Raw genomic sequence first — 24,895 nt, 5'->3', positions numbered from 1 at the left:
TGCAATTATCGGCGAATACCCGCCACCAACCCCCCGTCAAAGCTTCCACCGACCGCCTGATAGCCTGTTTTCTGCACGGGCATCATGCAGGTCGTTCCTGCCAACCGGAAGAGGGGGTTCAGAAGGTGAAACTCATTATCGCAACTATCAAACCATTCAAGCTGGAGGAGGTGCGCGAAGCGCTCACCGAGGCAGGCGTGCGCGGACTGATGGTAACAGAGATCAAGGGATTCGGCGCACAGTCGGGTCATACGGAAATCTACCGCGGCGCTGAATACGTCGTGAACTTCGTCCCGAAGGTAAAGCTGGAACTGGTCGTCGCGGACAGCGTGGCCGACCAGATGGTCGAAGTCATCTCCAAGACCGCACAGACCGGCAAGATCGGCGACGGCAAGATCTTTGTGCTCGATGTCGAACAGGCGGTGCGCGTGCGGACCGGCGAAACCGGCGAAGACGCCATCTGAACCTTCCCCCAGATCTGAGGAAAATCCGAAATGAACAAGTTCAAGTATATCCCCTTGGCTACCGCGATCGCGCTGGTACCCACGCTGGGTGCGGCGCAAGACGCCGAGTTTGCTTCAGCGACCCAGACCACCTTCATCTTCAACACTTTGCTCTTCCTGATTGGCGGGTTCCTCGTGTTCTGGATGGCGGCAGGCTTTGCCATGCTCGAGGCCGGTCTCGTGCGCTCCAAGAACGTCACGACCCAGTTGACCAAGAACATGGGGCTCTTCGGCATCGCCGCGATCATGTACTGGCTGATCGGCTACAACGTGATGTACCCCGGCGACGGCAACTGGATGATGGAAGGCGTGCTTGGCACGATTTCCCCGAAGGACATCAAGACGGAGATCGACGCCGGCGGCTATTCCAACGCATCTGATTTCTTCTTCCAGCTGATGTTCTGCGCCACCACGGCATCGATCGTGTCGGGCACGCTGGCTGAACGGATCAAGCTGTGGCCCTTCCTGATCTTCGTCGTCGTGCTGACCGGCCTGATCTACCCGATCGAGGCGTCCTGGCAGTGGGGCGGCGGCTTCCTTTCAGCCATGGGCTTCTCCGACTTCGCCGGCTCCACGCTGGTGCACGCCGCAGGTGGTTTTGCCGCGCTGGCCGGTGCCCTGCTGCTCGGGCCGCGGATCGGCAAGTACGCCAAGGACGGCCGCGTCGTGCCGATGCCGGGTTCGAACCTGCCGCTCGCCACGCTGGGGACATTCATCCTGTGGATGGGCTGGTTCGGCTTCAACGGCGCCTCGCAGCTGGCCATGGGCACGCTGGAAGACGTGGACGCCGTCGCGCAGATCTTTGCCAACACCAACATGGCCGCCGCCTCCGGCGCCGTGGCGGCACTGATCCTGACGCAACTGCTGTACCGCAAGGTCGACCTGACGATGGTCCTGAACGGCGCGCTGGCCGGCCTCGTGTCGATCACCGCAGGCCCGCTCGACCCGACACTGTTCGGCGCCCTGTGGATCGGCGCCGTGGGCGGTGTCATCGTGGTCTTCGCGGTTCCCTTCCTGGACAAGCTGAAAATCGACGACGTGGTCGGTGCCATCCCGGTCCACCTGATCGCGGGCTTCTGGGGAACACTGGTGGTCCCGGTCTACACCGACGGCACCTCCTTCGTGACACAGATCATCGGCTTCGCGGCCATCGGCATCTTCGTCTTCGTGGCAAGCATCATCGTCTTCGGCATCCTCAAGGCCGTGATGGGCATCCGGGTCAGCGAGGAAGCTGAGATCCAAGGCCTCGATACCTCCGAGCTTGGCATGGAAGCCTACCCGGAATTCTCCAAGGGCTGATCCTCCCTCGGTCCCGAGAAACCGAACCCGGCCTTTCGAGGCCGGGTTTTTTCATGCCCTGTTCACCGGGCCGGCAGCGATCGGCCAAACATGGCCGATCGGCACCCCGCCGCACAGCGCACCGGGAACCAACAGACCACCGATGCGGTTGCCATGATGACGGAACAGGAACCGCGATCGGCGCGCTACTCTTCCGGGCCTGATCAGGAGATCAAGATCATGGGTGAAATCGCAGACAAGGCAAAAGGCACCGCCAACAAGGTCGCTGGCGCGGCGAAATCCGCCGCAGGCAAGGCCACCGACAACGAGAAACTGCGCCGCGAAGGCGAAGCCCAGAAGGCGAAGGGCAACGCGCAGAACGCGAAGGGCGAGATCAAGGGAAAGATGGGCAACAAGGTTTGATACGTCAGACCGGCACGTCCAGATGCCCTGAAAACACCCCGCGCCGCCTGTCGGCGCGGGTTTTTTGTTGGGGGTCGGCCAACGGGTTCAGATACCGACGTCGATGATCGCTTTCGCAAGGATCGGCACGGTTTGCCGGTTCAGTCCCGCGATGTTCATGCGGCTGTCCCCGACCATGTAGATCCCGTGCTTGGTGCGCAGTTCCTCGACCTTTTCCGGGGTCGTCCCCAGTCGCGAGAACATGCCACGGTGCTGGCCGAGAAAACCGAAACGGTCCGAGCCTGAGAGCGCTTGAAGTTCTTCGGCCAACTGGGTGCGGATCGCCAGCATGGTGTTGCGGACCTCCTCCAGTTCCGCCTTCCAGTCTGCGCGCAGGTCGTCGTCGTTCAAGATGGTGGTGACAACCCTTGCCCCATGGTCGGGGGGAAAGCTGTAGTTCTGGCGATTGAGAAACGCCAGCGTGTCCTGGTTGAGCTTCCTCGCCGAGGGATCCGCGGCAATCGCCATCAGAAGACCGGTGCGCTCGCGGTAGATGCCAAAGTTCTTCGAACAGCTTGCGGCGATCAGACACTCCGGGACAGCGGCGGCGATCTTGCGCGTCGCGGCGGCGTCTTCGGCAAGACCGTCACCGAACCCCTGATAGGCGATGTCGATCATCGGGGTCGCGCCGGTTTTCTGCAGGATCTTGATGACCGCGTCCCATTCGCTCGGGTTCAGGTTGGCGCCGGTCGGATTATGGCAGCACCCGTGAAGCAGCACCACATCGCCCGCCTCGGCCTTGCCGATGTCCTCGGCCATGCCGTCGAAGTCCACACCACCGGTATCGCCATCGAAGTAGCGGTAGTTCACGACCTCGATGCCGAGATACTTCAGGATCGACAGGTGGTTGGGCCAGGTAGGATCGGAAACGAAGACCCGCGCACCGGGGCGTGCCATCCGGACCATCTCGAACGCCTGCCGCACGGCACCCGTGCCGCCGGGGGTGGCTGCGGCGGCAACCGTGTCGCGCGGGACCGCCCCGTCGAGAACCAGGCCGATCATCGCGTCGGAGAACGCCGGATCACCCACGAGCCCGGTATAGACCTTGGTATCCTGGGCTTCCCAGATCCGATGCTCTGCCGCCTTGACTGCACGCATCACAGGGGTCAGGCCCGTCGGATCCTTGTAGACACCGACGCCGAGGTCGATCTTGTCCTCGCGCGGATCGTCCCGATACATCTGCATCAGGGCGAGGATCTTGTCGGCGGGTTGGCTTTGCAGGGTTTCGAACATCTCATGCGTCTCCGGTAGCGACTGGAACGGTGGGGAACATCCCCCACTCCGCCCAGGATCCATCGTAAAGTGACCATTTCGTCTGGCCGATACGCTCAAGCGCGAGCGCGAGAATCGCGGCGGTCACGCCCGAGCCGCAGGTGGTGATCACGGGCCGGTCCGGGTCCACGCCTGCCGCTTCGAAGATCGCGCGCAGCTCCTCGGGGTCTTTCATGGTCTTGTCGTCGTTCAGCAGCGTTTCGTAATTCACGTTCTTGGAACCGGGGATATGGCCCGCGCGCAAGCCTTCACGCGGCTCGGGCGCTTCACCCCGGAACCGGGCGGGCGCGCGTGCGTCCACGATCTGCGGATCGCCCAGCTTGGACGCCTGCGCCACCTGCGTCACGTCACGCACCAGATGGTTCTGCAGACGGACAGTCATGTGCCGGTCCCGCGGGATCGGCGGCATGTCCTCTGTCGGGTGCCCCTCGTCGACCCACTTTGGCAGGCCACCGTCCAGCACCGCGACGTTTTCCTGGCCCATCAGGCGGAACAGCCACCAGACCCGCGCCGCCGACATCAGGCCGGCGCCGTCATAGACCACCACCTGGTGTCCGTCGCCCACGCCCATCGCCCTCATGCGCGACATGAATTTCTCGACCGGGGGAGCCATGTGCGGCAGGTCCGAGCGCGCATCCGAAATGTCCTCTATGTCGAAGAACCGGGCACCGGGGATATGCGCCGCGTCGTACTCTGCCTTGGGGTCGCGTCCTGCGTCGGGCAGATACCAGGACGCATCCAGCAACCGCATGTCAGGGTCCTTGAGGTGCTTCGCAAGCCACGAGGTGGACACCAGCGTCTTGGGGTCATCAACCATGAGCAGTCCTTCCGCAAAATCCTACTTTTCCTGCCTATCCGGGCGGATGCCGACTGGCAAGGGGAGGAAGGTTCCGCCCGCCGTCAGGGGCGCGGAACATCCGGGAACGGTTCGCTTGCCAGAAGCAGCGGACTGCCGGCCATGCCCGACCACCAGGCGGAAAGGGCGGGATGGCTTGCCAGCATCTCGGCCCCTGCCGCGACGCGGGTGAAATAGTCGATCATCGGCGCCAGATGCAGGTCCGCAAGGGTCATGGCATCCCCGCGCAGCACCAGCCCCTCCTCCGCAATGCCGTCAAGGAGGCGGAGCCCGTTCCGCCCTGCTTCCAGCCCGGCGGTGACCTGTTCCGGATCGTACGGTTCGCCCATCTGCGGCGCAAAGAAGCCGTGTGAGAAGACCTGCCGCACTAGCGGCCAGTACAGGCTGGTATCCGCCACCCCCATCACCTGTTCCATACGCGCCAGCGCACGGGGATCCCGGGGCATCAGGCGATCGGTCCCGGTAACGCGGGCAAGGTACCGCAGGATCGCCGCCGTCTCGGTCAGGGTGAAGTCGCCGTGGCGCAGGACGGGCACCAGCCCGAGCGGCGTGAACCGCTCCAGCGCCGGGCTGTCGGAAAACGGATCGACCTCGAGATAGCTGGCGTCGGTTCCCGTTTCGATCAAGGCGATGCGCACGATGCGGGTGTAGACCGAGTATCGGAAACCGATCAGCTCGAACGGCTCAGCCATGGTCTTTCAGCAGGCGGGCCTTCTGCCGGGACCAGTCGCGCTTGGCCGCCGTTTCGCGCTTGTCGTGGTTCTTCTTGCCCTTGGCGATGCCGATCTTGATCTTGGCCATGCCCCGATGGTTGAAATACATCACCAGCGGGACCAGCGTCATGCCCTTGCGCTGTGTCGCGTTCCACAGGTCGGCCATTTCCTTGCGCGAGACCAGCAGCTTGCGGCGGCGGCGCTCGTCGTGCTGAAAGGTCTTGGCCTGTGCGTAGGGCGCCACGTAGGAATTCACCAGCCAGAGCTCGCCATCTTCCACCGCCGCATAGCTCTCGGCGATGTTTGCGCCCCCTTGGCGCAGGGATTTGACCTCGGACCCTTCAAGGACGATGCCGCATTCGAGATCCTCCTCGATGGCATAGTCGAACCGCGCCCGGCGGTTTTCAGCGATCACCTTGTAATTGGGATCCGATTTGGAGGCGGTTTTGACTTGCGACATGCATGTTGATGTAGAACGCGGCCCGTCGCTGCGCAAGGCTCGGCACCCTTGTTTCGCGCTCTAGGGTTTGCCGCCGCCGGACTTCATCAGGTGGCGCAGGCCCAGTATCAACGAAACCGCCGCGATCAGGGCGCCGCCCCAGACGATGACCCGCAGGTGGTGCAGATGCCCGGCGATCTGCTGCAGCGCGGCGCCCACGACATGCCCCACGAGGATGTAGAACAAGGCCCAGAGCGCCGCGGATACCGCCGTGATCACGGCATAGCGCCGGTAGCTGATCGCGGTGTGAGACAGCGCCAGTGGCATCAGGATACGCATGCCGGGAATGAAACGGAACATCGCGGCAAGCCGGTCGGGATGCTGGCCGGCTCTGGCCATCAGGCCGGCAACCCGCCCGCCTTCCAGCCGCCGCTGCACGAAGGGATGGGACCGAAACCGTCTGCCCAGCAGAAAGAAGGCCGTATCCGCCAGCCAAGCGCCGGAAGAGATCGCCAGCAGGACGGGAATGAATTTCAGCGTGTGCCGATGCACCAGCGCGCCGCCGGTGATGGCAACGGACTCCCCTTCGAGAAAACAGCCGACGAAAAGGGCGGGCACCCCGTAGCTGGTGACGATGCTTTCAAGGCTCACGGCCGACCGACCGGTCGCCGGTCCTCTTCAGTCCCCCAGCTTGGCATGTACCTCGTCCAGATCGATTTCACCGACCGGCTGCTTGTTGGCGGGATTGTCGAAGTCGTACTTGAAGAGTTCGAAGTCGCGCTTGTAGATTTCCCGCATCAGATGCATCGACAGGTCGTCGAAGTACGCTTCGACGGGATGCGCGCGTTTGGGGCCGTGCCCTTCACTTTCGTTGAAGCGGGGAATCTCGGCCAGGTTCACCGTGTGGGTCGTGTCGATCGCGTCCAGCACGTCCTGCATGCCGTCGTTGAACGCCTCGGTCCAGAAAATCTTGTCGTAGCGGCCGCCGTTCACGATGAACGTGCTGACGTGACCGGACATGGCCGACCAGTGAATGTCCGGGTCCATCGGGCGCCGCCAGCGGATGGTGTCCCGCGCGAACAAAAGGAACCGGCGGAAGCTGGCGATCTGGTCGAACTCCTGCTTGCCGTCGTCGCCGCCGACCTCGATCCCGTATTTCTGGATCAGCAACGGCACGAGGTTGCCTCGATACCGCTTTCCGTTGCGCTGGATGCCGCAGATCTTGTCGAAGAAGGACGACAGGATGCGCGTGTAAGGGTTACGCACGCAGGTGAACGCATAGGACTTGTGCCCCTTCACGTTCTCCGTGATCGGCAGCTGCGACGCGTCGAGCGCCCATTTGTGCAGACCGGACTGGGCATCGTGGATGTCACCGTCGAAGAATTCGCCATGATCGGAGTAATACATGATCTGACCGATGGTCGAACAGGCGCACTTGGGCACGACGCGGTAGACCACGCTTTCGCTTTCCGTCATCCACGTTCCGGGAAAACCCATATCTTCCTGCCTCTCACTCGATCCGTCATGACTGTTTTCAGCAACAGTTCAGAGCTGCCGCAAAAATGCGGTTTATTCAATGTTGCTTCATCATTATCTAAGTAAACAAAACAAGGTAAAGGGGCAGTTCGTTTCCGCCGTGGCCAAAATCGCCTACATACTGCTATGTCACAAGGATCCGCTTGCGATCATCCGGCAGGCCGAGCGACTGACCGCCGTGGGCGACTACATGTCCATCCACTTCGACGCACGGGCCAAGCCCGCGCAATACCAGCAGATCCGCGCGGCGCTGAAAGACAACCCGAACGTTACCTTTGCGAAAAAGCGCGTGAAATGCGGTTGGGGTGAATGGTCCCTGGTCCAGGCCACGCTGAACGCCCTGACCGCCGCGGTGGACAGCTTTCCCCGTGCGACCCATTTCTACATGCTGTCCGGCGATTGCATGGCGATCAAGTCGGCGGAATATACCCACAGGTTCCTCGACGACCACGACGCGGACTTCATCGAAAGCTTCGACTACTTCCAGAGTGACTGGATCAAGACGGGCTGGCGGGAAGAGAGGCTGATCTACCGTCACTGGTTCAACGAACGCACGCAGAAGAAACGCTTCTACTGGATGTACGAAGCGCAGAAACGCCTCGGGATCACCCGGAACATTCCTTCCGATCTTCAGATCATGATCGGCAGCCAATGGTGGTGCCTGCGCCGCCGGACCGTGGAATGGTTGCTGGAATTCGTGAAGAAGCGCCGGGATGTCGTCCGGTTCTTCCGCACCACCTGGATTCCCGACGAGACGTTTTTCCAGACGCTCGTGCGTCACCTGGTGCCGGAGGTCGAGATCCGCTGCCGGACCCTGACATTCCTGATGTTCACGGACTACGGGATGCCGGTAAACTTCTACAACGACCACTACGAACTTCTGTTGAGCCAGGATTATCTCTTTGCCCGCAAGATCAGCCCCGAGGCCAAGGATCTGAAGCGTCGGCTGGGGCTTCTCTATGCCGCGGAGGGTGTCCAGTTCCAGATCAGCAACGAGGGTCGGAGCCTGTTCAAGTTCCTGTCCGGACGCGGCAGGATCGGCAGGCGGTTCGCGACCCGTTTCTGGGAAACCGAAAGCACGCTGGGGCGCGAACGCGAACTGCTGATCGTCGTCTGCAAGAAATGGCACGTGGCAAAGCGCGTGCTGGACCGCATCCGCCAAGTCACGAACGTGCCGGCGATCGAGTACCTGTTCAACGAAGAGGACACGCCGCTGCCGGATCTCGGGGGCATCCAGAACACCCTGGAGAAACGCCACCGCCATCGCCGTGCGCTGATGCGCATGCTGTTCGATTACTTCGAGACGGATCGCCTGATCGTCTGCATGGACCCCGGCAACATCGAGCTGCTGAACGACTTTGCCTCGGACCGGTCGGTGACCCGCATTCTCGAGATCGAATGCCAATTCTCGGACGACTACCTGATCGGCCATGCCATGCGGGTCGGTCTTGCCGGGGAACAGACCTCGCAGGACACGCTGGAACGGTTGCTGCCCACCATCCGGAACAACATGGTCCACGAAAGCGACCGCATCAGGGACGCGCAGTTCGAGTTCCTGAATCGCATGCGGGAGGCCAGCAGCGAGGAAGAGAATGCCGCCGTGCTTGGGCGCTTTCTCAACATCCCGGCTGAGAAAGCGCAGCAGATCGCGGAAACGGCCTACCTCTTCGCCGACTAGGCCGCGTCCTTGCTCGGATCCGCGGGGATGTAGCCGCCGCCGTAGGCCTGCGCACATTGCATCCCGAACGCCACCCAGTCCACCGTGCCGTCCTTCGCCGCAAGCATGTCCGCTGCTGCGCCGATCCAGGGTCTGATCGCGTCGACCCAGTCCTGCGCTGCCCGCGTGCTCGCGTCGTAGATGACCGTGCGTGACCCTTCCTCTAACGCATCGAGCGTCTGGTGCCACTTGTCCGTGGGCCAGTGGAGCGTCAGGCCGCCCGCGCGGGGGTCGTATTCCGCCGTGAACAGGGTGCCGAAGCCCTGACCGTAGTTGTCCTGGAACAGCGGGCTTTCCATGAAGCGCTTTGCGAGGCCGATGGGTTCGGCCCTGTCGCCCACCAACGTCTCGAGATGGTCGTACCGTTCCCGCGTCCTGGTAAAGGCGGGCCGCTCCGGCGCGGTGGTACCATGCTGGTGGTTCGTGGCCAGCGGTCTGGGCATGTGCCGCGTCCCGCCACCGGGCAGCATCTCGACCGAGGCGGTCCGGCCTGCCCTGTCCGCCAGCACGAGGTTGTAGCCCATGTGGGACGGAATGCGATCCAGCACCGCCTGCGCCTCCGGCACGTCGCGGCAGGTCTCCAGCACGTAGCGCAGGATCAGGCAGATCCCGAAACCCCGGCCCGTCTCTGAGCCACCACCGTAGGCCAGTGCCACCGACAGGCCGTGGCCGTTGATGCCGTCCGACAGGCCCCAGAGGAATTCCACCATGCCCATCACCGGTGTGCCGGTCCATGCGCTGCGCAGCAGCAGGCCCTCGTTCAGGTCGGGCGAAAGGTCGTAGTTGCGGACCAGCCGCACGCTTTGCGCGTCGGCGGCGGCCAGCAGAGAGCAGCCCCCGAGGTAGCTGGGCGGGCACCACGCCGACAGGAACCGCGCCGCGCGGTCGCTGCCGCCGGTCAGGCGCGTCAGTTTGGCATGGGTGTCGAGCAGTTCCGGCATATGTTCCGCCAAGGCGGCCTCGCAGGCGGCACGGTCGGGGCCGGCGTCACCGCCCCGGGCCGTGAACCAGGCCTCGTAGGCAGGCCAGCTTCGCTGCCAGCGGGCCAACCACTTGGGGCCGCTCTCGTCTTCGGAAATCGCATCGAATGTCAGGGAATGTGTCATTTGTCGCTCTCGATCATCATGTTGAAGAAACGCATCATCTCGGCGGAGGCATCGGGCCCTGCGGGGTCGGCGTAGCTGCCCTGCCGCGACCCGCCGGACCACGCGTGGCCCGTCCGCTCGACCATCCACAGCTCCATCGGGTGGCCTTCGCCCGTCTTGCCGCTGGTCACGCTATAGCCGCGGCCCCCCGCGGTGCCGGTCGTCCGCCGCGCGTCCGACAGGGTGCCTGTCAGGCGGCTGGCGTTGACCGGTGCGACCGTCGTGTCGCCTGCACCGTGAAAAACGATCGCGGCACACGGCAGCGACAGGTTGCGCGCGGTGTCGTCGCCGCGCATCGCGGCGAAGGCCGACATCACGTCGCGCGCGGCACCGGGGGCCAGACCCGAATGCACGCCCACGGCGCGAAACACGTCCGGAAGCGTCGCACCGAGGATCGCCGCCATCGCCCCGCCGGCCGACAGCCCCGCCGCAAAGGTGCAGCCTGCAGGCAGGCCAAAGTCGCGGACCAGCTCCGTCGCGAGACCCGCCAGCAGCGCGGGTTCACCCGACGCGGCGGACTGGTGGCCCGGCTCGAACCAGTTCCAGCAACGCTGCGCGTTGTGGCCCTGCGTCTGCTCGGGATAGGCGACCAGCATGTTGTTGCGCTCCGCATGGGCGTTCATGCCCGTACCGGCCGCGAAATCCTGCGCGTTCTGCGTGCAGCCGTGAAGCATCACGATCAGTCCGCGCAGGTGGGCCTTGTCGCAGGACGGCACGTAAAGGTGGTAGGACCGCGCGCCGTGGGGGCCGCTGTACTGGCGCGGCTCGAAGGTCGCGCCGGGGGCAAGCGGCACCGACACGGCGGACGGCTGCGGCATGCCGTTGACCTTGCCCGCCAGACCCTTGAGCACGTCGCCCAGCGGCGCGCGGGTGCGGAGCGTGCGTGTAGCGGTCGCCGCTGGCATGGTGCCGCCGTTCAGATGTTCCTGTATCGCGCGGGTCGCCGCACCGGGGTCACCGGCGCGCGTCAAGGCAAGCGACCGGCGCATGGCCGTCGCGAAATCGTCGTTCATGTGGTTTCCTTACCGGGTGTGCCGGACTATTCGATCCGGTCTTTCAAGGCTGATTTGATCTCTGCCGGGGCCTGAAGGGCGCCCAGCACCGTGATGGAGCCGATCGTGGCAAGTGCCAGGTCGGGCGTGATGTCGGGGGCCAGACGGGCCAGTCCCACGACCTTGATGTGCAACAGCTCGCCCGCGTCGCGGGCCGCTTCGAGATCCGCGCGGGTGAAATCGCGCAGACCGATGTCCAGTGTCCGCCGCTCGATCAGGGCGCCCACCTCGGTGGTGTGTTCGCCCAGTTGCGCGCGGATCGCGGCGCGGATGAAATCGGTGCGGTTGGTGTAGAACCCTTCCTGCACCAGCAGGTCGATGCGCCCCAGGTCCACGTACCCAAGGTTGATCGTGATCTTCTCGGTGTCGACGGACTTGACCTGCTTTGGCATCTCTTCCCCTTACCATCCACTTGGATGTTATATGGCGACTAGTTCCGAGCTTGCAAGGCCCTCTTCGCAAACAGGCAAAGAAAAGCCCCGCGGCGCATGTGCGCGGCGGGGCCGGTTGCCGGTCTCGGGCGCGCCGGACCTTGCCGGGTCCGCGGCCTACTTGGGCGCGCGCCGTTTCTCGAACCAGCGCGAGACTCCCTGCCGCTTCTGGTAGAGATCATCCTCGATCGCCTCCAACGTCGGGTCGATCCGCGCACGACGGAACCGCCGCCACCGCACCCAGATGGCATAGACGATCGCCAGGAACAGCGTGATGATGATGATGTTCATCCAAGGGATCCCCTTGGATGCGTCCGGCCCCTCTACCCGGCGGATGGAGATGGCGTTGGGAAACGTGGTGAGGAATTCGTTGCGCCAGCCGTAGTGCTTGATCGCGTACCACTCCGGAGAAGCCTCCGTCGATTTCGCGTCCGCCGCCTCTGCCTGCAGGTTGGACGTGTCGAACTTGAAATAGGGCGGCCAACCCCAGCCGGTGTCCTCGTTGCGATAGACCATGACGTCGCCCTTGGCACGCCGGGTCTGGATGAAGAAGACGTCCCGGTTCGCCAGCGTCCCGTCCGTGCCGACATCGGCCTGCGCCCAGAAAAGCGAATTCTCGCCCGGATCGACACGTTTTTCGTAGGTGTCCGTGATCCGCACGATATCGACCTGCGGCAAGGTGTAGTGAAAGAAGGCCGCCACCAGCACCCAGATGGTGATCCAGAAAATCCACTTGATAATCGCCATGTTGGCCCCTCTCAGGAAAAATTGGTCAGATAGATGATCGCGCCGACCACCACGACGGGCACGATGTAGACGCCAAGGATCAGCTTGCGCCGGATGGAGCCGTCATAGCGTTCAAGACCGCGCTGCACAAACGTCTCACGGTCCACCAACTGCTTGCCGTCGTACCATTTCTTGCGCAGCTTGGCGCGCCGAACGCTCCGCGAATAGTACGAGAGACACACGTAGATCACCGTGAGGACGACGAAGCCGAAGACCACGAGACGCGCCAGTGCAAACATCTATCTCTCCCTCACCGCGCCCCAGGGACCGACGCGGGCGATCAGGTCGGACACCGGGTCGGGTTTTCTGGGGGCCGGCGGCTCCATCGGGGCGTCGTGCCCGAACAGCGCCGCCCGCGCGCCCGCCTTGTCCACCTGATACTCGGCCACAAGGAAATCGGCAACATAGGCCTTCTTCGCCTCCGGCCAGCGCGCATAGGTCTTGTAGAACAGTTCCTTGTGGCAGATGAACATCTGCCGCGCGTCCTTGGGGGCCAGTTCGGCCAGCAGCATGTTCACCAGTTCCGCATCCTTGGTATCGCTCGCGCGGAGGGTATAGAAATAGGCCGGATGGTCCGAGGTGATGCGCGGCCAGTTGCCGCCGTTCTCGGCCCAGTTCACCAGCGCGCCCAGCGCGTGAAACTCTTCGGGCAGCTTGCCCGCATGCTCCCGTGCCAGACGCCGCATGTCAGCGCGGGTGGCGCCGGTCAGGTCGCCGCCCTCGTCCGCCACCGCGTCGATCAGGATGAAATCCATCTTCTGCCGCAGGATCGCGGCCGAGTTGATGCCCCGCGCCTCGACAATCGTTTCCGTCAAGCCGTTGTATTCGAAAAACTTGGCAAGCTGGTTCCGGTCGTCGGCGTCAAAGACATATTTGATCGGCAGATCGCCCAGATGATCCTTGCCAGAGGGTGCCACGACCGCCGGATGATCCAGATCCTGAAACAGGTAAAGCCCGCCGAAATGCGCCGTCCAGAAGTTCCGCTGGTCAAATGACATCTGGCGCAGCTTGACCGGGTTGCGCACCACATCCCCGGTCTTGCCCGCCAGTTCGATCATCTGCGCGATCAGCACATCGTCGTACCAGCCGTCTTTCTCGGTCCTGAACCGCTCGACCATCTGCCCCAGCTTTTCCGCGTCGCGCACGGTGCCCGCGGTGGTATCCGCCTCCACCTTCACGCGTCTGAGGTCGAAAAGCCGCCGTGGCTCCGACACGTCGAAGACGGAGTTCACCAACTCCCCCGCCACCGCGTCGCGGGCGGTGAGGGCAAAGAGCTGCGCCTCGTTCTCGGCAATGAACTGCTGGAGAATGCCGCGCGAGGTGGAGAATTTCGCATTCAACAAGGGCGCTGTCCGCTGTTCCATGCTCAGCAGGATGAACTGCCGGTTCACGCCCGCATGGTTGAGATAGAGGTGATCGCCCAGCTCGTCGCCCACTTCGGGGGAATAGCCGGAGATGTCGATGTGGAAATCAGTTTCTGTGGTGCGCTTGCCGGTCAGATGCTGCAGCGCACGGTTGTAACGGTCGACCAGCGCGGGCGAATCCACGTGGAAGAGGTTGCCGAACATGAGGCCGCGTTTGATCAGGCGCTGCATGGGGCGGTCTTTCGAAGGAACAACGGTGCCGTGGGTGGGCTCGTATCAGCAACCAACACTGGATCCACCCATTTCCAAGTTTCTCTCGCAAATCTATCTGGAACTTGGCCATCCAGAACCCTCTTGAAAACGGCGAGATGGAACTTTCGCACCCAAGCGTTTGCTTTGAAGTTCCATTCCATCCAGTCATCCAGTGCTTTAGCTTTTTCCTCTTTGCTCGAAAGGTTTGCCCCATGCCTATTAAGACGGGCAATGAACATCAGTTCTTCGCCCATCGGATAGTAAGAATTTCCATCAAGCTCGTGCAGATAGAGATTACAATCCGCATGATCAGCCAAATACGGAAGATTCTTTTTTGCTGCCTTGAAAGAGAAGTGGTTAGTTGCTTCGTGACGGACGTTCCGAACCAAAGCGTATCCATCATCGGCACGTAGTTGAACAAGTTCCCTTTCAGCTTCGTCTACTAAGTTACGAACGACTGCATCTAGGCCTTTCTTATTCACAAGCTGTTCAATACAATCAAAAAACTCAAAGATCTTTGCCGACCAAACCCTTAAGATCGAATTTCTCTGAATAAGAATTGTTGCATCTAGCCAAGGTTCGGAGACTACGCTGTGCGACAATCCAATATAGACACGTTGAAGAGCGTTCAATTCGGACGCGGCGTAGTTTACAAGCCCAAATAGAGCTTGCTGATCTTCCGACAGCATTCGAATTTCCTTAACGGACAGACGATAGGGAAAGACCTTCACCAAAGCGCGGTTTTCGGAGCTTGTCACGCCTTCCCCCCCAAATACCGCTTCTTCGCCTCTTCCATCCGCCCCATCTCGCGCACGGCGTTCTCGATCGCCACCTCGTCCGACTTGTCGGCATATCGGAATTCGCTGTCGGCGTAGCGGTTGATCTCCTGCACAACCATCTCCACCGTGATCGGCTGGCGCATGTCCTCGATCATCGCTTTCTTCTCGTCGTATCCCTTGAACAGGAACAGGTCCGGGTTCTCCATCCATTCGTCGGGCAATTCAAAATCCATCGCCCGCACCTTGACCGCATCGGTGATGTTCTTGATCGCGCGGCCGGTAAACCGGTTGTCGGCCTGTTGGATGCCCTTGAGGTAGGTGCCCAGCTTGTTGATCGTGTCCAGTTCCCCGACCTCGGCCCGCACCGCTTCGTAGACCTTGAGCAATCCAGCTTCGTGGGGCTTCGAATGGCTCTCGAAGGACGCCGCCACCGCCTTCTTGATCGCCTGCGCCTCGAACACATTGTGATCGCCCAGCGGGATGTCGTGGTTCTTGCCCATCAGCAGATACAGGATATCGACGTAGTCCTCCCGCGTCTGCGGGCCGTCCACCAGGAACCGCGCCCCGGCGCGCTGGCGCAGGGCATCGTCCACGTTCTCGGGATAGTTGGAAAACATGCCAAAGGTGCAGTTGCCGCGCACCACCGTGTTCGCCCCCGCGAAACTTTCCATCAGCACCGCCGTGATCTCCAGCTGGCCCGCGCTCGACTGCCGGTCGCCGCGCTTGCCCGCGAGCTGGTCGATGTCGTCGATGGTGCCGAAGCCGATCACCGAAGGGTCGATGATGGTATTGATGAAAGCCTTGGCATTCTGTCCCGACTTGCCCTGATAGCTGTCGATGTTGTCGGTGCTCAGGTTCTGATAGCGGAACGGATAGCCCGCGTTGCCGCAATATTCGCTGATCAGCCCCGCCATCATCTGGATCAGGGTCGTCTTGCCCGTCCCCGGCGCACCGTCCCCCATGAAGGTAAAGATGAAGCCGCCCAGTTCCGCAAAGGGGTTAAGCCGCCGGTCGAAGTCGTAGGCCATCAGCATCTTGGCCAGCTTCATCGCCTGGTACTTGGCGATGTGGTTGCCCACGACCTCGTTCGGCTTCTTGAAGGTCATCGTCAGCTTGGTGGATTTGGCCTTGGACGCGGGGCTGAACCCGGCAACGGTGAAATCATCCGCCTCGACCCGCCATGACGCGCCCCTGAACCCCTCTAGGCGCGGGGCGGTCTGGCCGCGCAGGGCGACCTTTTCCATCAGCGCCTCGGCAAAGGCGCTGACCGTGGCCACCAGCCGCGCGTCGTCCTGCGCATGCGCCGCGATGTCCTGATCCAGTTCCCACAGCGCGCCATGCAGGGCGGTCTGGCCGTTGTCTGTCAGCACCTCATCCACATCGCCGACCTCGACCGTCGTTTCGGACAGATGCGACGACAGCAGATAGGCGGTGGCATTGCCGAAGACATAAAGCGTCACCAGCGCCTCCGCCGCCAGCAGTTCGGAAAACTCGGACTTGCGGGCGGCAGGCAGAGACCCTTCGAGGTTCGCGCGTTTCAGATCGCCCAGGCCGGATTGTTCGGCCACGTTCTCGGCCACTGCCAGCGCGGTGGCGATGGCACGCCGCAGGGCATGCATGACGGTGGCCTGCAGGGGCGAGACCAGCGTGTCCCCATCATCCGCGCCCTCGATCCGCGCCAGAAGCTGCACCGCACCGCTGGGTGTGGTCCGGCGCGCGGCCAGACCCGGCGTGGTGCTGCGGAACCGCCGCCGCGTGCCGATCCCCGGCGACCGCTCTGACCCGGGCGCTTCATCCGTGGCCTTGCCGATGCGCGGCGCATGGTCGAACCCCTCCAGCAGCGAGAGCGCCACGCTCACGTGCTTTGCAATATCCTCTTCCCGAAGCTCCATCGCGTCAGATGTCTGGCTCATGTCTCAAACTCGTCTTCATTGTTCAATAAATACACTCTTGCGGCACGACGCCGCTAATATCGAAGAACACGTCCGTTAGGGCTGACCACGTATTTCCGCACCGAGGCAAAGCCGGGGGGACGTTTCTCTTCCAGCACCTGATAGGGACGCTGGGGCAGGATGATGCTGCGTTCCATTCGCGTGGCGCCCAGCTCCGGACCCTGCACACCGAAGGGATCGAGCGCGAAAACCTCCCGCTCGACCGTGGAGAACCAACCGGATTTCTCTTCGATCACCCGGTCGCTGACCAGTTCTTCCTCGGTCCAGACCAGCGCCCAGTCCTGGCCGGCGGGCGCGTTCGCCTCCGCCAGCACCTCCCGCAGGGGGCCGGCCTGGCGGGTGTAGGCGTGGCTGTACATCGGCCCCAGATGGAACCGGCGCAGCCGCTTGGGGTGCAGGTCGTCGAAATCCTGATCGAAGCCCCGCGCGATGGTCAGCAGCTTCAGCCCGCCAAGTGCCTGCGCGCTCAGGTGCGCCTGCACCTCGGGCCATCGGCGTTCGTCCTTGGGCAGACCGACGCGACCCGAATCCTCGAGTTCCATCAGGTAGATGACCGGCAGGTTTACCTCCGTGTCGTACGAAGCCCAGTGCAGCCGGAACCGCCGCCGCCCCTCGCTGACATTGCCCATCCATGCCGCCTGCGGATCGTTCTGCACCCAGAAAAGGTCGCCCCGCGCGAGTTCGGCGTAATAGAGCCGCTGCGACAGGGCGAATTGCAGCTTGGTCGGAATTTCCCGGTCGCCAAGGATGGTCTGGACCATCTCGTCCTTCAGGCGCGCCTCCGAGGGCATGTTCTGCAGGCGGGTGGCCGCCTGCTGCGCGTCGTTGGCCATGGTCATGATCTCTGCCGCCACCGGAAAGCCGCTGTCGCGGTTGTCCATGGTCAACGAGCCGAAGAACCGCCCCGTCTCACGCCCGACCAGCAGGTACTTGTAACCGAGCGCGCGGAAACTGTGCGTCAGCTTGGCGGCATAGCGGGTAAGGATGGCGATCTCTTCGTTGTTCAACGCGCCTTCCGCCTGCATCACGCCCGCCACGTGCAGCATGTGCTGCATGATCCGCTCGAACTTGGCGAAGTAGCGGCGGCTGGCGAAAGTGTCGGTGATGCCGACGTGGTCGAGGGTTGGGTCAGTCATCCTTGCTTTTCAATCCGTCGATGACCCGCTTGCGCATCACGGCTTGTTTTACGTCCCACCGATCCGTGGCCTTGAACATCAAATACCATTTAAAGGCGAAGGCAAGAAAGCTGCCAACGACCAGCACGGCAACCAACAGCCATCGCGGTATGGAAATCAGCGGACTGACCAACAAAAGCAGAGCCGTCAGCGCAAGCAGTCCCAGCGGCCAGAGCGGAACCTCGGACTTCGGTCTACCCGCCATACTGATTGCTGTCGTGCTTCTCGATGATCTTGGCAAATCGTCGCGCGAAACGCTCATCCGCCTTGGCCTTGGCCTCCAGCACCTCGCGGGCAAAGACCATGTGATCCTCGTGCTTCTCCATCATCTCTGCCATGCGCGCGTTGGTGGCGGCCCCGATCCCGGCCATGGCCGATTGCGCCTCCTGATCCGTCTTCACGCCGATCTCGTTGATCCGGTGCGCGACGTCCTGTTGCTGCGCGGTTTTCAGTGACTTGGTCAGCGCGTCATAGAGCACCACGCGCTGCTTTGTATCGGTCTGAAGCTTGTTGATGAGCACCATCTGCGTCGCCGCCTGGTTCTGCAACGAGTCGATCCAGGTCTTGCCCTTCTCGATGTAGCGCTCAAGCGTCTGGGACTTGGCCAGCTTGACCTGTTCCTCCTGTACAAGCGCGTTGTACTTCGCATTCGCCTCGGCCAGTTCGGTTTCCAGCTTGGTGCGCTTGGCCGCGTCCGCCTCCGACGCGATCGCATTCTCCAGCTTGATGATATCGGTGTCCATGCGCCCGATGTCGGCCCGGATCGTTTCCAGTTCTCCGACCGTCAGCTCGCGTTCGTCCAGGGTCTCGGTCAGGTTGCTCTCCACCTTGACCTTCTGTTCCTCCAGCATCGCCAACTGCCCCTCGAGCAGTTTGACGATCACGTCGGATTTGCTGATCAGATCCTGAAGCTTGTCATCGATGGAAGCGGCGCGAACCCGTTCCTGCCGCATGCTTTCGGCCTTGGCACGGGAAAAAATGCCAATGAACGTCTCCATGCCGGTCTTGCTGCGCATCTCGTCGAAGTCCCGGCTGAACCCGGCGGTCACATCGTCCAGACCCATGATCAGTTCCGCGATATTCGCGTTCATCACGTCGGTATGTGCGTGAACATCTTCAAGCGACGCGTTTTCGATGTCGATCATCGCGTCGTCGCCGGCCTTGAGCTTGGCGCGGGCGGTTTCGATCCTGCTGGTCAGCTCGGCAATCTTCGACTGGGCCTGCGCGACCTGCGACTGGGATTCCTTGACCTGTGCCTCCAAGTTCGGCATCGAAAACTCCATTCTCCAATTGGTTAATAGTAAATACTGGAAATGTTATGGCGACATACATCGCCTGTCACCGGCAATTTCCCGGAGTTTGGCAAAAGCCCCGGCCCTTGAAAAGAGCGGAGTGGATCAGTTCAGGGGCCAGCGCAGCGTCACGACGTGACCTTTGTCGCCCACCTCGGCTTTCAGCTCGCCCCCCAGCTGCTGGGCGGCCGCCTGCATGATCCGCATGCCAAGGCCCGTTCCGACGATCGTCTGCACACCGCCGGTCTGCGTATCGGTCGCGCCCCCGTCGTCCGCACAGGTCAGGACGTAATCGTCGCCATCGACCTTGCCAACGATGTCGAAAGCCCCCTTGTCGCGTCCTTCGAAAGCGTATTTCGACGCGTTGGCGATAGCTTCGTTCACGACCATGCCGACCGAGGAAGCGGCACGGGATTCCAGCTTGCACGGGGCCACTTCGTGGCGGACGATGATACCTTCGGGCATCTGCCCCGACGCGGTTTGCACCACCCGGTTGAGGAAGGTCGAAAGGTTCACCATGGCGCCCGCATCCGACAGGTACAGCGCCTCGTGCAGGTTGCTGACCATTGCGAGCCGCCCCTGCACCGCCTCCAGCGCTTCGCGAGCCTCATCGGTTTTCACCGACCGGGTCTGGATGCGGATCAACGCCTCCAGCGATTGCAGCGAATTCTTGACCCTGTGGTCGACTTCACGGCGCAGCATTTCGGCGGCGCCCAGCGCCTCGCGCAGCTCAAGATGGCGCATCACCTGGTTGGCAAGGATCTTGAGCGTCTTTCGCTGCATGTCGTTCAGCGTGCGCGGCTTTCGATCCAGCACGCAAAGCGTCCCCACCGCCACGCCCTCTTCGTTCTTGAGCAGCGCGCCGGCATAGAACCTGATGCTCTCGTCCCCGACGACCAATGGATTTTCCGCCGTGCGCGGGTCCTTGGTGGTGTCGTGAACCTCGAGGAAATCACCGGATTGGATCGCGTGGGCGCAGATGCTCATCTGGATCGGTGTTTCGCCGACATCCAAACCCTGAACCGCCTTGAACCACTGGCGCTCCTTCTCGACGAGGGACACCAGCGCGATAGGCGTCTCGCAGATCGCACCCGCCAGCCGCGCGATATCGTCGAAGCCCTCTTCCGGCGCCGTATCGAGGATGTTGTATCCACGCAGCAGGGCCAGGCGGATTTCCTCGTCGTCGATCAGCTTGTCTGACATTCAGGCACTTTCGTTTACGCGCGACCCCGATGCGATCTTGCCCGGAAATCAATTCTGCAACGGTATTATGGAACAGACAGGTCGGGTCAAGGCCGATGATCCGTTGACCCCCGGTCAGGCAAACTTCCCCGCATCGGCTCCACCCCGGCGGCCCGGACGGTGGCGCCCAGGACCAGCAAAAACAGAACCCCGGACACGGCGTACCACGTGAGACTGGCCTGAATATCGGCGTATCGCATTTCACCCGGACCGGATGTCTGTGCGGAGGCGACCAGGAGCGTCGCGGCAAAGAGCAGGCGGCCTGCAAAGCTCTGCAAGGACAGGAAGGTCGCGCGTCCGCCATCGTCAAGCAGGGGTTGCATCCGCGCGACGATGAAGGGCCGCGAAAAGGAATCCGGCACCATCCGGAGAAACAGGAACACGATGGCCACCACGCTGTTGGTGATGGCCAGAACCGCGATCAGCCCGATCTGCATGGCGAAGGCGAGCATCAGCATCGCGGGCAACCCCATGCGCCTGCGCAAGACCACCGCCATCACGGTCGCACCGACCGAGACCAGCATCATCAGTGCCGAGACGCCACCGCTGACCAGGGCGGCATCGGCCCGCCAGCCGATCCGGCCAAGCGCCTCGGCGATGAACGGCTGTCCGAAGACGAACGGCACATGGCTGAAGCCGTACATCAGCACCGAAAGCCCGAAGAGCCAGGCCAGCACGGGCCGGCGGATCGCAGACCGGACGAAGCGTCCTTGAGCCGCGATCCCCTGCCCGGTTTCCGAAACCTCGTGCGGCGGCTCCTCGAACCGGGAAGCGATCACAAGCGCGGCGACCATGGCGACCGCGGCGGCTGCGAAGGCCAGAGGGTAACTGACAAGCCCCATCGCACCGCCGGTAAACGCCGACAGGGCCAAAGCGACTAGGGTGTACCGCCAGCCGCGGGTTTCCTGCCGCTCGATCTCGCTCTCCCGGCCTGCGGCGCGCAGGGATTCGTACAGGAGAGCGTTCTCCGTCCCGGAGGCGAAGGACGCCGCCGCACCCAGGCAGACCTGTCCGAGAGCAAAGATCACGAAACCGTTTCCCGCCGCGATCAGCCCCGCGCCCGCAGCCCCCATGACCGAGGCCGCCTGAAGTGTCCTGCGACGGCCAAGGCGGTCCGAGAGGTAACCAGACGGCACCTCAAGCAGGGTCGTGGCCACGTCGTAGACCGCGTAAAGGGCCAGGGCCTGAGCCGCCGACAGTTCCGCCTGGAAATAAAGGAACCAGATCGCCTGCCAGAACAGAAGGTTCTGGCAGAACTTGAACCAGGGATAGAGCGCGACATTGCGCCCCATCGGGCTGGCGCGCGCTACGTTCACCCGCCCAGAAGCGCCCGCACCATGTCGCTTTCCGGGTCCGCCAGCGCATCGATGACGTCGAAGTGATGCTTGCCCTCGACGACCGTCTGCCGTGCCCCCCAGACGCGGGACAGATGCTCCGACTGTTCCAGAAACGCCGGCCGCTCCTCGGCGCCGACCCAGACGGTCACGTTCACGCCGTGCGGCGGGCTCATGTTGACGGGGCTTTCCGATTGGGCTTCCGCCGTGTCGATGCGCAGGATGTCGTTCATCGACGTCTGCATCAGCGGTGCGAGGTTCGCTACGGCCGAGATCGGAACGATGTTCCGGATCCGGTCGCGCACCTCGGCCGGCAGCACCAGCGGATCCATCATCCGGCACACGAGGTGCCCCCCGGCCGAATGCCCGGCAAGCGAGATCGGGCCGAAGGTGCGGCGGGAAATCTCGGTCACCGCGGCGGCGATCTGGGTGGTGATGTCGCTGATCCGCACGTCCGGACACAGATCGTAGGAGGGCATCGCCACCGCCCAGCCCCGCGCGAGAGGCCCTGCCGCCAGATGCGACCAGTAGCTGCGATCCAGCGCCTTCCAGTAGCCGCCGTGCACGAAGATGACGGTCCCGCGCGCCACGCCTTCCGGCTGGAAGAAGTCGAATGCCTGCCGGTCCGACGGTCCATAGGACACGCCCGTCTGCGCCCGCGCACCCAGATCCCGGCGAAACGCGGCAGCCGCCTTTTCCCAGGTCGGCGGAAAGGTCTCGGCGCCCTCGATGTGGCCGGAATTGTCGTAGGCGTCGTCAAACTGCGTCATATATGGTCCTTTGGGTAGCGGCCCGAAACAAACGGGAACTGGACAATCATAGCCAATGTTGCTTTGGGTGCCACAGACAAAAGCGGAGACGAGATACATGACCGACGACAAGACCGATCTGAAATCCATGCTCAAGGATCCCTCCCTGCTGGAAACCCGTGCCTACATCGGCGGCAAGTGGGTCGATGGCGACGATGGCACCTTCGACGTGACCAATCCCGCCCGCGGCGACGTGATCGCGAAGATCGCGAACCTCAGCCGCGCCCAGATCGCCGGCGCCATCGCGCAGGCCGAGAAGGCGCAGAAGGAATGGGCCGCCTGGACCGGCAAGGAGCGCGCGGCAGTCCTGCGCAAGTGGTTCGACCTGATGATGGAAAATCAGGACGACCTCGGCACGATCCTGACGGCCGAACAGGGCAAGCCGCTGGCCGAGGCCAAAGGCGAAATCGCCTACGGCGCCTCGTTCATCGAATTCTTCGGCGAGGAAGCCAAGCGCATCTACGGCGAGACGATCCCCGGCCACCAGCGCGACAAGCGCATCACCGTCATCAAGCAGCCGATCGGCGTCGCCGCCTCGATCACGCCCTGGAACTTCCCCAACGCGATGATTACCCGCAAGGCCGCGCCGGCACTGGCCGCAGGATGCGCCTTCGTGGCGCGCCCCGCCACGGAAACGCCGCTCAGCGCCATCGTCATGGGCGTGCTGGCCGAACGTGCCGGCATTCCGGCTGGCGTGTTCAACGTGGTGCCGACGTCCTCCTCCTCCGAGGCAGGCAAGGAATTCTGCGAGAACCCCGCGGTCCGCAAGCTGACCTTCACCGGCTCCACCGAAGTGGGGCGGATCCTGCTGCGCCAGGCGGCGGACCAGGTGATGAAATGTTCCATGGAACTCGGCGGCAACGCACCCTTCATCGTCTTCGACGACGCGGACCTCGACGCGGCGGTCGAAGGCGCGATCATGTGCAAGTTCCGCAACAACGGCCAGACCTGCGTCTGCGCCAACCGCATCTACGTGCAATCCGGCGTCTACGATGCCTTCGCCGAGAAACTGAAGGCGCGCGTCAGCAAGATGAAGGTCGGAGACGGCTTCGGTGAAGGCGTGGAACTCGGCCCGCTGATCAACGGCGATGCCAGCGAAAAGGTCAAGGAACACGTGGAAGACGCGGTCTCGAAAGGGGCCGAGATCATCCTGGGCTCCAAGGAAGAGAAGATGGAAGGCAATTTCCTCGCCCCCACCATCATCACCGGCGTCACCCAGGACATGAAGGTGTCCAAGGAGGAAACCTTCGGTCCGCTTGCCCCGCTGTTCAAATTCGACGATGTCGACGACGTGATCGAAATGGCGAACGACACCATCTTCGGCCTTGCCTCCTACTTCTACGCCAAGGATCTGAGCCGGGTCTACAAGGTGGCCGAGGCGCTGGAATACGGCATCGTCGGGGTCAACACCGGGATCATCTCGACCGAGGTCGCGCCCTTTGGCGGCGTGAAGCAATCGGGTCTCGGCCGTGAAGGCAGCCATCACGGCATCGAGGACTACCTCGAGATGAAATACATCTGCATGTCCGTCTGACCCACCGCCCGCAAAGGGCGCAACACATCCCCTCTCCCCCGCGGGGGAGAGGGTTAGGGTGAGGGGGCGGTCCCGGCCTGTGCCAGGGCGACCGCCGGGTCGATCCGCCTCATCTCCGCCTCGAACCGCTCCCATGTGATCGACGCACGGTTTCCCGCGTGACCGTGATAATGCGACCGGCCCGATGCATTGGGCAAACCGGCCCAGATCTTCGCCAGGTTGTTCATGAAGTCGACGCGGCCCAACTCCCCTTCTCGAAACGACTGCAATCCCGCCTCGGCCAGCAGGACGTCCGCCAGCCTGTCCTGCAGCCCGGCGGAGAATCGCGCCCGAGGTGCGACACCCAGCTTGCCCGCAACACGGCGCAGGGTGGCCGGGATGAACTGGTATCGCCCGATGGCGTGGGGTTGTCCCGGCGTTTCCTCGATCCACTGGTAGATTTCGGCCAGGCTCATCTGTGTCGGCCGCCGGGGAGGTCTGATCCGCGCGCCGTGCTGGACCGCGTCGTACCCGTCACGGCGCGATTCCGCCTCCTCGATCAGCGCCCTGATGATTTGAACGTCGGACCCAGCCGTCATCGGCGCGGCCCGCGGCTTGCCCGGCGGTGCCACGGGCGGCTGTGCGAACAATCCCCGGGGCGCGCGGCCTGCGAACAGGCTGGAACCGCCATCGGTATGGTCCGGCGCGCGCACCGAAATGAGACCGGCCGCCGCACCCCCCCATATTCCCGGCACGAACAACGAGCTGCTCTCCGCCAGGCCCGCGGTCGCCAGAGGCAGGCCGCTCAACGCGGCAAGGAGGACGGGAACGGTCAGGCGCATTTCGGCTCCGGCAAGAAAAGACCGGTACCCTGCCATCCTCCGCCTAAGATTCCGTAACCCGTTCCCTTCAGCTCACCGGAATTCAAGCCCCTTGGGGCCCCTCCGGTCCGGCCTTGCCAGCAAAGCGCCGCCGAAGCACCCCGATCTGGGC

The 24,895-nt window shown here is 63.0% G+C and carries 26 protein-coding genes; 5 read left to right on the top strand and 21 right to left on the bottom strand.

Annotated elements, in window-relative coordinates:
* The first annotated feature begins 125 nt into the window (after positions 1–125).
* From BOO69_RS01030 to BOO69_RS23350, 3 genes are all read left to right on the top strand, one after another.
* On the top strand, positions 126–464 hold the full coding sequence (locus BOO69_RS01030) for a P-II family nitrogen regulator (RefSeq protein ID WP_067288315.1): 339 nt from the start codon (positions 126–128) through the stop codon (positions 462–464).
* 30 nt (positions 465–494) lie between these two features.
* Positions 495–1,802 carry an ammonium transporter gene (locus tag BOO69_RS01025; protein ID WP_071969506.1) on the top strand — a complete coding sequence of 436 codons (1,308 nt, stop codon included), beginning with the start codon at positions 495–497 and terminating at the stop codon, positions 1,800–1,802.
* Between the two features lie 90 nt (positions 1,803–1,892).
* Entirely contained in the window at positions 1,893–2,204 is a 312-nt protein-coding gene (locus BOO69_RS23350; protein ID WP_237267532.1) for a CsbD family protein, read from the top strand.
* Between the two features lie 87 nt (positions 2,205–2,291).
* Here the strand turns inward: BOO69_RS23350 and BOO69_RS01015 are convergent, their stop codons facing one another.
* The 6 genes from BOO69_RS01015 to BOO69_RS00990 all read right to left on the bottom strand — a co-directional run bounded on the left by BOO69_RS01015 (position 2,292) and on the right by BOO69_RS00990 (position 7,020).
* Positions 2,292–3,476, bottom strand: coding sequence for an amino acid aminotransferase (locus BOO69_RS01015; RefSeq protein ID WP_071969504.1), 1,185 nt, complete (start codon positions 3,474–3,476; stop codon positions 2,292–2,294).
* A 1-nt stretch (position 3,477) separates the two neighbouring features.
* A complete protein-coding gene (sseA, locus tag BOO69_RS01010) occupies positions 3,478–4,332 on the bottom strand; it encodes a 3-mercaptopyruvate sulfurtransferase (protein WP_071969502.1) in 855 nt (284 codons plus the stop codon).
* Between the two features lie 83 nt (positions 4,333–4,415).
* Positions 4,416–5,063 carry a glutathione S-transferase family protein gene (locus BOO69_RS01005; RefSeq protein WP_071969500.1) on the bottom strand — a complete coding sequence of 216 codons (648 nt, stop codon included), beginning with the start codon at positions 5,061–5,063 and terminating at the stop codon, positions 4,416–4,418.
* Complete coding sequence (gene smpB / locus BOO69_RS01000) at positions 5,056–5,544, bottom strand: SsrA-binding protein SmpB (protein WP_071969498.1); 489 nt, start codon at positions 5,542–5,544, stop codon at positions 5,056–5,058. The genes BOO69_RS01005 and smpB overlap by 8 nt, the downstream gene beginning before the upstream one ends.
* Positions 5,545–5,604: 60 nt before the next feature.
* The gene (locus BOO69_RS00995) at positions 5,605–6,174 is read right to left on the bottom strand and encodes a DedA family protein (RefSeq protein ID WP_071969496.1); all 570 of its coding nucleotides are present in this window, start codon (positions 6,172–6,174) and stop codon (positions 5,605–5,607) included.
* Positions 6,175–6,201: 27 nt separating this feature from the next.
* Positions 6,202–7,020 carry a sulfotransferase family protein gene (locus BOO69_RS00990; RefSeq protein WP_071969494.1) on the bottom strand — a complete coding sequence of 273 codons (819 nt, stop codon included), beginning with the start codon at positions 7,018–7,020 and terminating at the stop codon, positions 6,202–6,204.
* 139 nt (positions 7,021–7,159) lie between these two features.
* Here BOO69_RS00990 and BOO69_RS00985 point away from each other — a divergent pair, with 139 nt between their 5' ends.
* The gene (locus BOO69_RS00985; protein WP_071969492.1) at positions 7,160–8,737 is read left to right on the top strand and encodes a DUF5928 domain-containing protein; all 1,578 of its coding nucleotides are present in this window, start codon (positions 7,160–7,162) and stop codon (positions 8,735–8,737) included.
* Here the strand turns inward: BOO69_RS00985 and BOO69_RS00980 are convergent.
* The 14 genes from BOO69_RS00980 to BOO69_RS00915 form a co-directional block, all read right to left on the bottom strand.
* A complete protein-coding gene (locus tag BOO69_RS00980; protein ID WP_071969490.1) occupies positions 8,734–9,882 on the bottom strand; it encodes a C45 family autoproteolytic acyltransferase/hydolase in 1,149 nt (382 codons plus the stop codon). The genes BOO69_RS00985 and BOO69_RS00980 overlap by 4 nt on opposite strands.
* On the bottom strand, positions 9,879–10,934 hold the full coding sequence (locus BOO69_RS00975; RefSeq protein ID WP_071969488.1) for an extracellular catalytic domain type 1 short-chain-length polyhydroxyalkanoate depolymerase: 1,056 nt from the start codon (positions 10,932–10,934) through the stop codon (positions 9,879–9,881). Before BOO69_RS00975 ends, BOO69_RS00980 begins: the two co-directional genes overlap by 4 nt.
* Positions 10,935–10,960: 26 nt before the next feature.
* Positions 10,961–11,365 (bottom strand): CopG family transcriptional regulator, encoded by a 405-nt coding sequence (locus BOO69_RS00970; protein ID WP_071969486.1) that lies wholly within the window; start codon positions 11,363–11,365, stop codon positions 10,961–10,963.
* A gap of 156 nt (positions 11,366–11,521) precedes the next feature.
* Positions 11,522–12,151, bottom strand: a complete 630-nt coding sequence (locus BOO69_RS00965) for a DUF1523 family protein (protein ID WP_071969484.1) — start codon at positions 12,149–12,151, stop codon at positions 11,522–11,524.
* An 11-nt stretch (positions 12,152–12,162) separates the two neighbouring features.
* Entirely contained in the window at positions 12,163–12,429 is a 267-nt protein-coding gene (locus tag BOO69_RS00960; protein ID WP_071969482.1) for a hypothetical protein, read from the bottom strand.
* Entirely contained in the window at positions 12,430–13,785 is a 1,356-nt protein-coding gene (locus BOO69_RS00955) for a DUF6638 family protein (RefSeq protein WP_071969480.1), read from the bottom strand.
* Positions 13,773–14,495 (bottom strand): hypothetical protein, encoded by a 723-nt coding sequence (locus BOO69_RS22920; RefSeq protein ID WP_156874836.1) that lies wholly within the window; start codon positions 14,493–14,495, stop codon positions 13,773–13,775. The genes BOO69_RS00955 and BOO69_RS22920 overlap by 13 nt, the downstream gene beginning before the upstream one ends.
* A 65-nt stretch (positions 14,496–14,560) precedes the next feature.
* Positions 14,561–16,498, bottom strand: coding sequence for an AAA family ATPase (locus tag BOO69_RS00945; protein WP_071969476.1), 1,938 nt, complete (start codon positions 16,496–16,498; stop codon positions 14,561–14,563).
* A 53-nt stretch (positions 16,499–16,551) separates the two neighbouring features.
* On the bottom strand, positions 16,552–17,673 hold the full coding sequence (locus BOO69_RS00940) for a hypothetical protein (protein ID WP_071969474.1): 1,122 nt from the start codon (positions 17,671–17,673) through the stop codon (positions 16,552–16,554).
* The gene (locus BOO69_RS00935; protein WP_071969472.1) at positions 17,666–17,917 is read right to left on the bottom strand and encodes a hypothetical protein; all 252 of its coding nucleotides are present in this window, start codon (positions 17,915–17,917) and stop codon (positions 17,666–17,668) included. Before BOO69_RS00935 ends, BOO69_RS00940 begins: the two co-directional genes overlap by 8 nt.
* Positions 17,907–18,983: a coiled-coil domain-containing protein gene (locus BOO69_RS00930; protein ID WP_071969470.1), complete on the bottom strand. Its 1,077-nt coding sequence runs from the start codon at positions 18,981–18,983 to the stop codon at positions 17,907–17,909. The genes BOO69_RS00935 and BOO69_RS00930 overlap by 11 nt, the downstream gene beginning before the upstream one ends.
* 126 nt (positions 18,984–19,109) lie before the next feature.
* Entirely contained in the window at positions 19,110–20,207 is a 1,098-nt protein-coding gene (locus tag BOO69_RS00925) for a histidine kinase dimerization/phosphoacceptor domain -containing protein (RefSeq protein ID WP_071969468.1), read from the bottom strand.
* An 86-nt stretch (positions 20,208–20,293) separates the two neighbouring features.
* On the bottom strand, positions 20,294–21,562 hold the full coding sequence (locus BOO69_RS00920; protein ID WP_156874835.1) for an MFS transporter: 1,269 nt from the start codon (positions 21,560–21,562) through the stop codon (positions 20,294–20,296).
* Positions 21,559–22,350, bottom strand: a complete 792-nt coding sequence (locus BOO69_RS00915) for an alpha/beta hydrolase (protein WP_071969464.1) — start codon at positions 22,348–22,350, stop codon at positions 21,559–21,561. The genes BOO69_RS00920 and BOO69_RS00915 overlap by 4 nt, the downstream gene beginning before the upstream one ends.
* A 97-nt stretch (positions 22,351–22,447) precedes the next feature.
* Between BOO69_RS00915 and BOO69_RS00910 the strand changes: the two genes are divergently transcribed.
* Entirely contained in the window at positions 22,448–23,923 is a 1,476-nt protein-coding gene (locus BOO69_RS00910) for an NAD-dependent succinate-semialdehyde dehydrogenase (protein WP_071969457.1), read from the top strand.
* A 53-nt stretch (positions 23,924–23,976) separates the two neighbouring features.
* Here BOO69_RS00910 and BOO69_RS00905 read toward each other — a convergent pair whose 3' ends face one another.
* Positions 23,977–24,744 carry a lysozyme family protein gene (locus tag BOO69_RS00905; protein WP_071969455.1) on the bottom strand — a complete coding sequence of 256 codons (768 nt, stop codon included), beginning with the start codon at positions 24,742–24,744 and terminating at the stop codon, positions 23,977–23,979.
* Positions 24,745–24,895 lie beyond the last annotated feature (151 nt).

This window comes from Sulfitobacter alexandrii (assembly GCF_001886735.1).
GTDB classification, from domain to species: Bacteria; Pseudomonadota; Alphaproteobacteria; order Rhodobacterales; family Rhodobacteraceae; genus Sulfitobacter; species Sulfitobacter alexandrii.
The sequence above is the reverse complement of the archived record's forward strand: the minus strand, read 5'-3'. Positions and strand labels throughout refer to the sequence as shown.

Coding starts and splice junctions, on each gene's coding strand:
- BOO69_RS00970 (WP_071969486.1), bottom strand. CDS start 11,365: ATGCCAAAGCAGGTCAAGTCCGTCGACACCGAGAAGATCACGATCAAC.
- BOO69_RS00955 (WP_071969480.1), bottom strand. CDS start 13,785: ATGCAGCGCCTGATCAAACGCGGCCTCATGTTCGGCAACCTCTTCCAC.
- BOO69_RS01025 (WP_071969506.1), top strand. CDS start 495: ATGAACAAGTTCAAGTATATCCCCTTGGCTACCGCGATCGCGCTGGTA.
- smpB (WP_071969498.1), bottom strand. CDS start 5,544: ATGTCGCAAGTCAAAACCGCCTCCAAATCGGATCCCAATTACAAGGTG.
- BOO69_RS00945 (WP_071969476.1), bottom strand. CDS start 16,498: ATGAGCCAGACATCTGACGCGATGGAGCTTCGGGAAGAGGATATTGCA.
- BOO69_RS00935 (WP_071969472.1), bottom strand. CDS start 17,917: ATGGCGGGTAGACCGAAGTCCGAGGTTCCGCTCTGGCCGCTGGGACTG.
- BOO69_RS00960 (WP_071969482.1), bottom strand. CDS start 12,429: ATGTTTGCACTGGCGCGTCTCGTGGTCTTCGGCTTCGTCGTCCTCACG.
- BOO69_RS01005 (WP_071969500.1), bottom strand. CDS start 5,063: ATGGCTGAGCCGTTCGAGCTGATCGGTTTCCGATACTCGGTCTACACC.
- BOO69_RS22920 (WP_156874836.1), bottom strand. CDS start 14,495: ATGCTGTCGGAAGATCAGCAAGCTCTATTTGGGCTTGTAAACTACGCC.
- BOO69_RS23350 (WP_237267532.1), top strand. CDS start 1,893: ATGGCCGATCGGCACCCCGCCGCACAGCGCACCGGGAACCAACAGACC.
- BOO69_RS00990 (WP_071969494.1), bottom strand. CDS start 7,020: ATGGGTTTTCCCGGAACGTGGATGACGGAAAGCGAAAGCGTGGTCTAC.
- BOO69_RS00910 (WP_071969457.1), top strand. CDS start 22,448: ATGACCGACGACAAGACCGATCTGAAATCCATGCTCAAGGATCCCTCC.
- BOO69_RS00980 (WP_071969490.1), bottom strand. CDS start 9,882: ATGACACATTCCCTGACATTCGATGCGATTTCCGAAGACGAGAGCGGC.
- BOO69_RS00975 (WP_071969488.1), bottom strand. CDS start 10,934: ATGAACGACGATTTCGCGACGGCCATGCGCCGGTCGCTTGCCTTGACG.
- BOO69_RS00940 (WP_071969474.1), bottom strand. CDS start 17,673: ATGACTGACCCAACCCTCGACCACGTCGGCATCACCGACACTTTCGCC.
- sseA (WP_071969502.1), bottom strand. CDS start 4,332: ATGGTTGATGACCCCAAGACGCTGGTGTCCACCTCGTGGCTTGCGAAG.
- BOO69_RS00905 (WP_071969455.1), bottom strand. CDS start 24,744: ATGCGCCTGACCGTTCCCGTCCTCCTTGCCGCGTTGAGCGGCCTGCCT.
- BOO69_RS00915 (WP_071969464.1), bottom strand. CDS start 22,350: ATGACGCAGTTTGACGACGCCTACGACAATTCCGGCCACATCGAGGGC.
- BOO69_RS00930 (WP_071969470.1), bottom strand. CDS start 18,983: ATGCCGAACTTGGAGGCACAGGTCAAGGAATCCCAGTCGCAGGTCGCG.
- BOO69_RS01015 (WP_071969504.1), bottom strand. CDS start 3,476: ATGTTCGAAACCCTGCAAAGCCAACCCGCCGACAAGATCCTCGCCCTG.
- BOO69_RS00925 (WP_071969468.1), bottom strand. CDS start 20,207: ATGTCAGACAAGCTGATCGACGACGAGGAAATCCGCCTGGCCCTGCTG.
- BOO69_RS00965 (WP_071969484.1), bottom strand. CDS start 12,151: ATGGCGATTATCAAGTGGATTTTCTGGATCACCATCTGGGTGCTGGTG.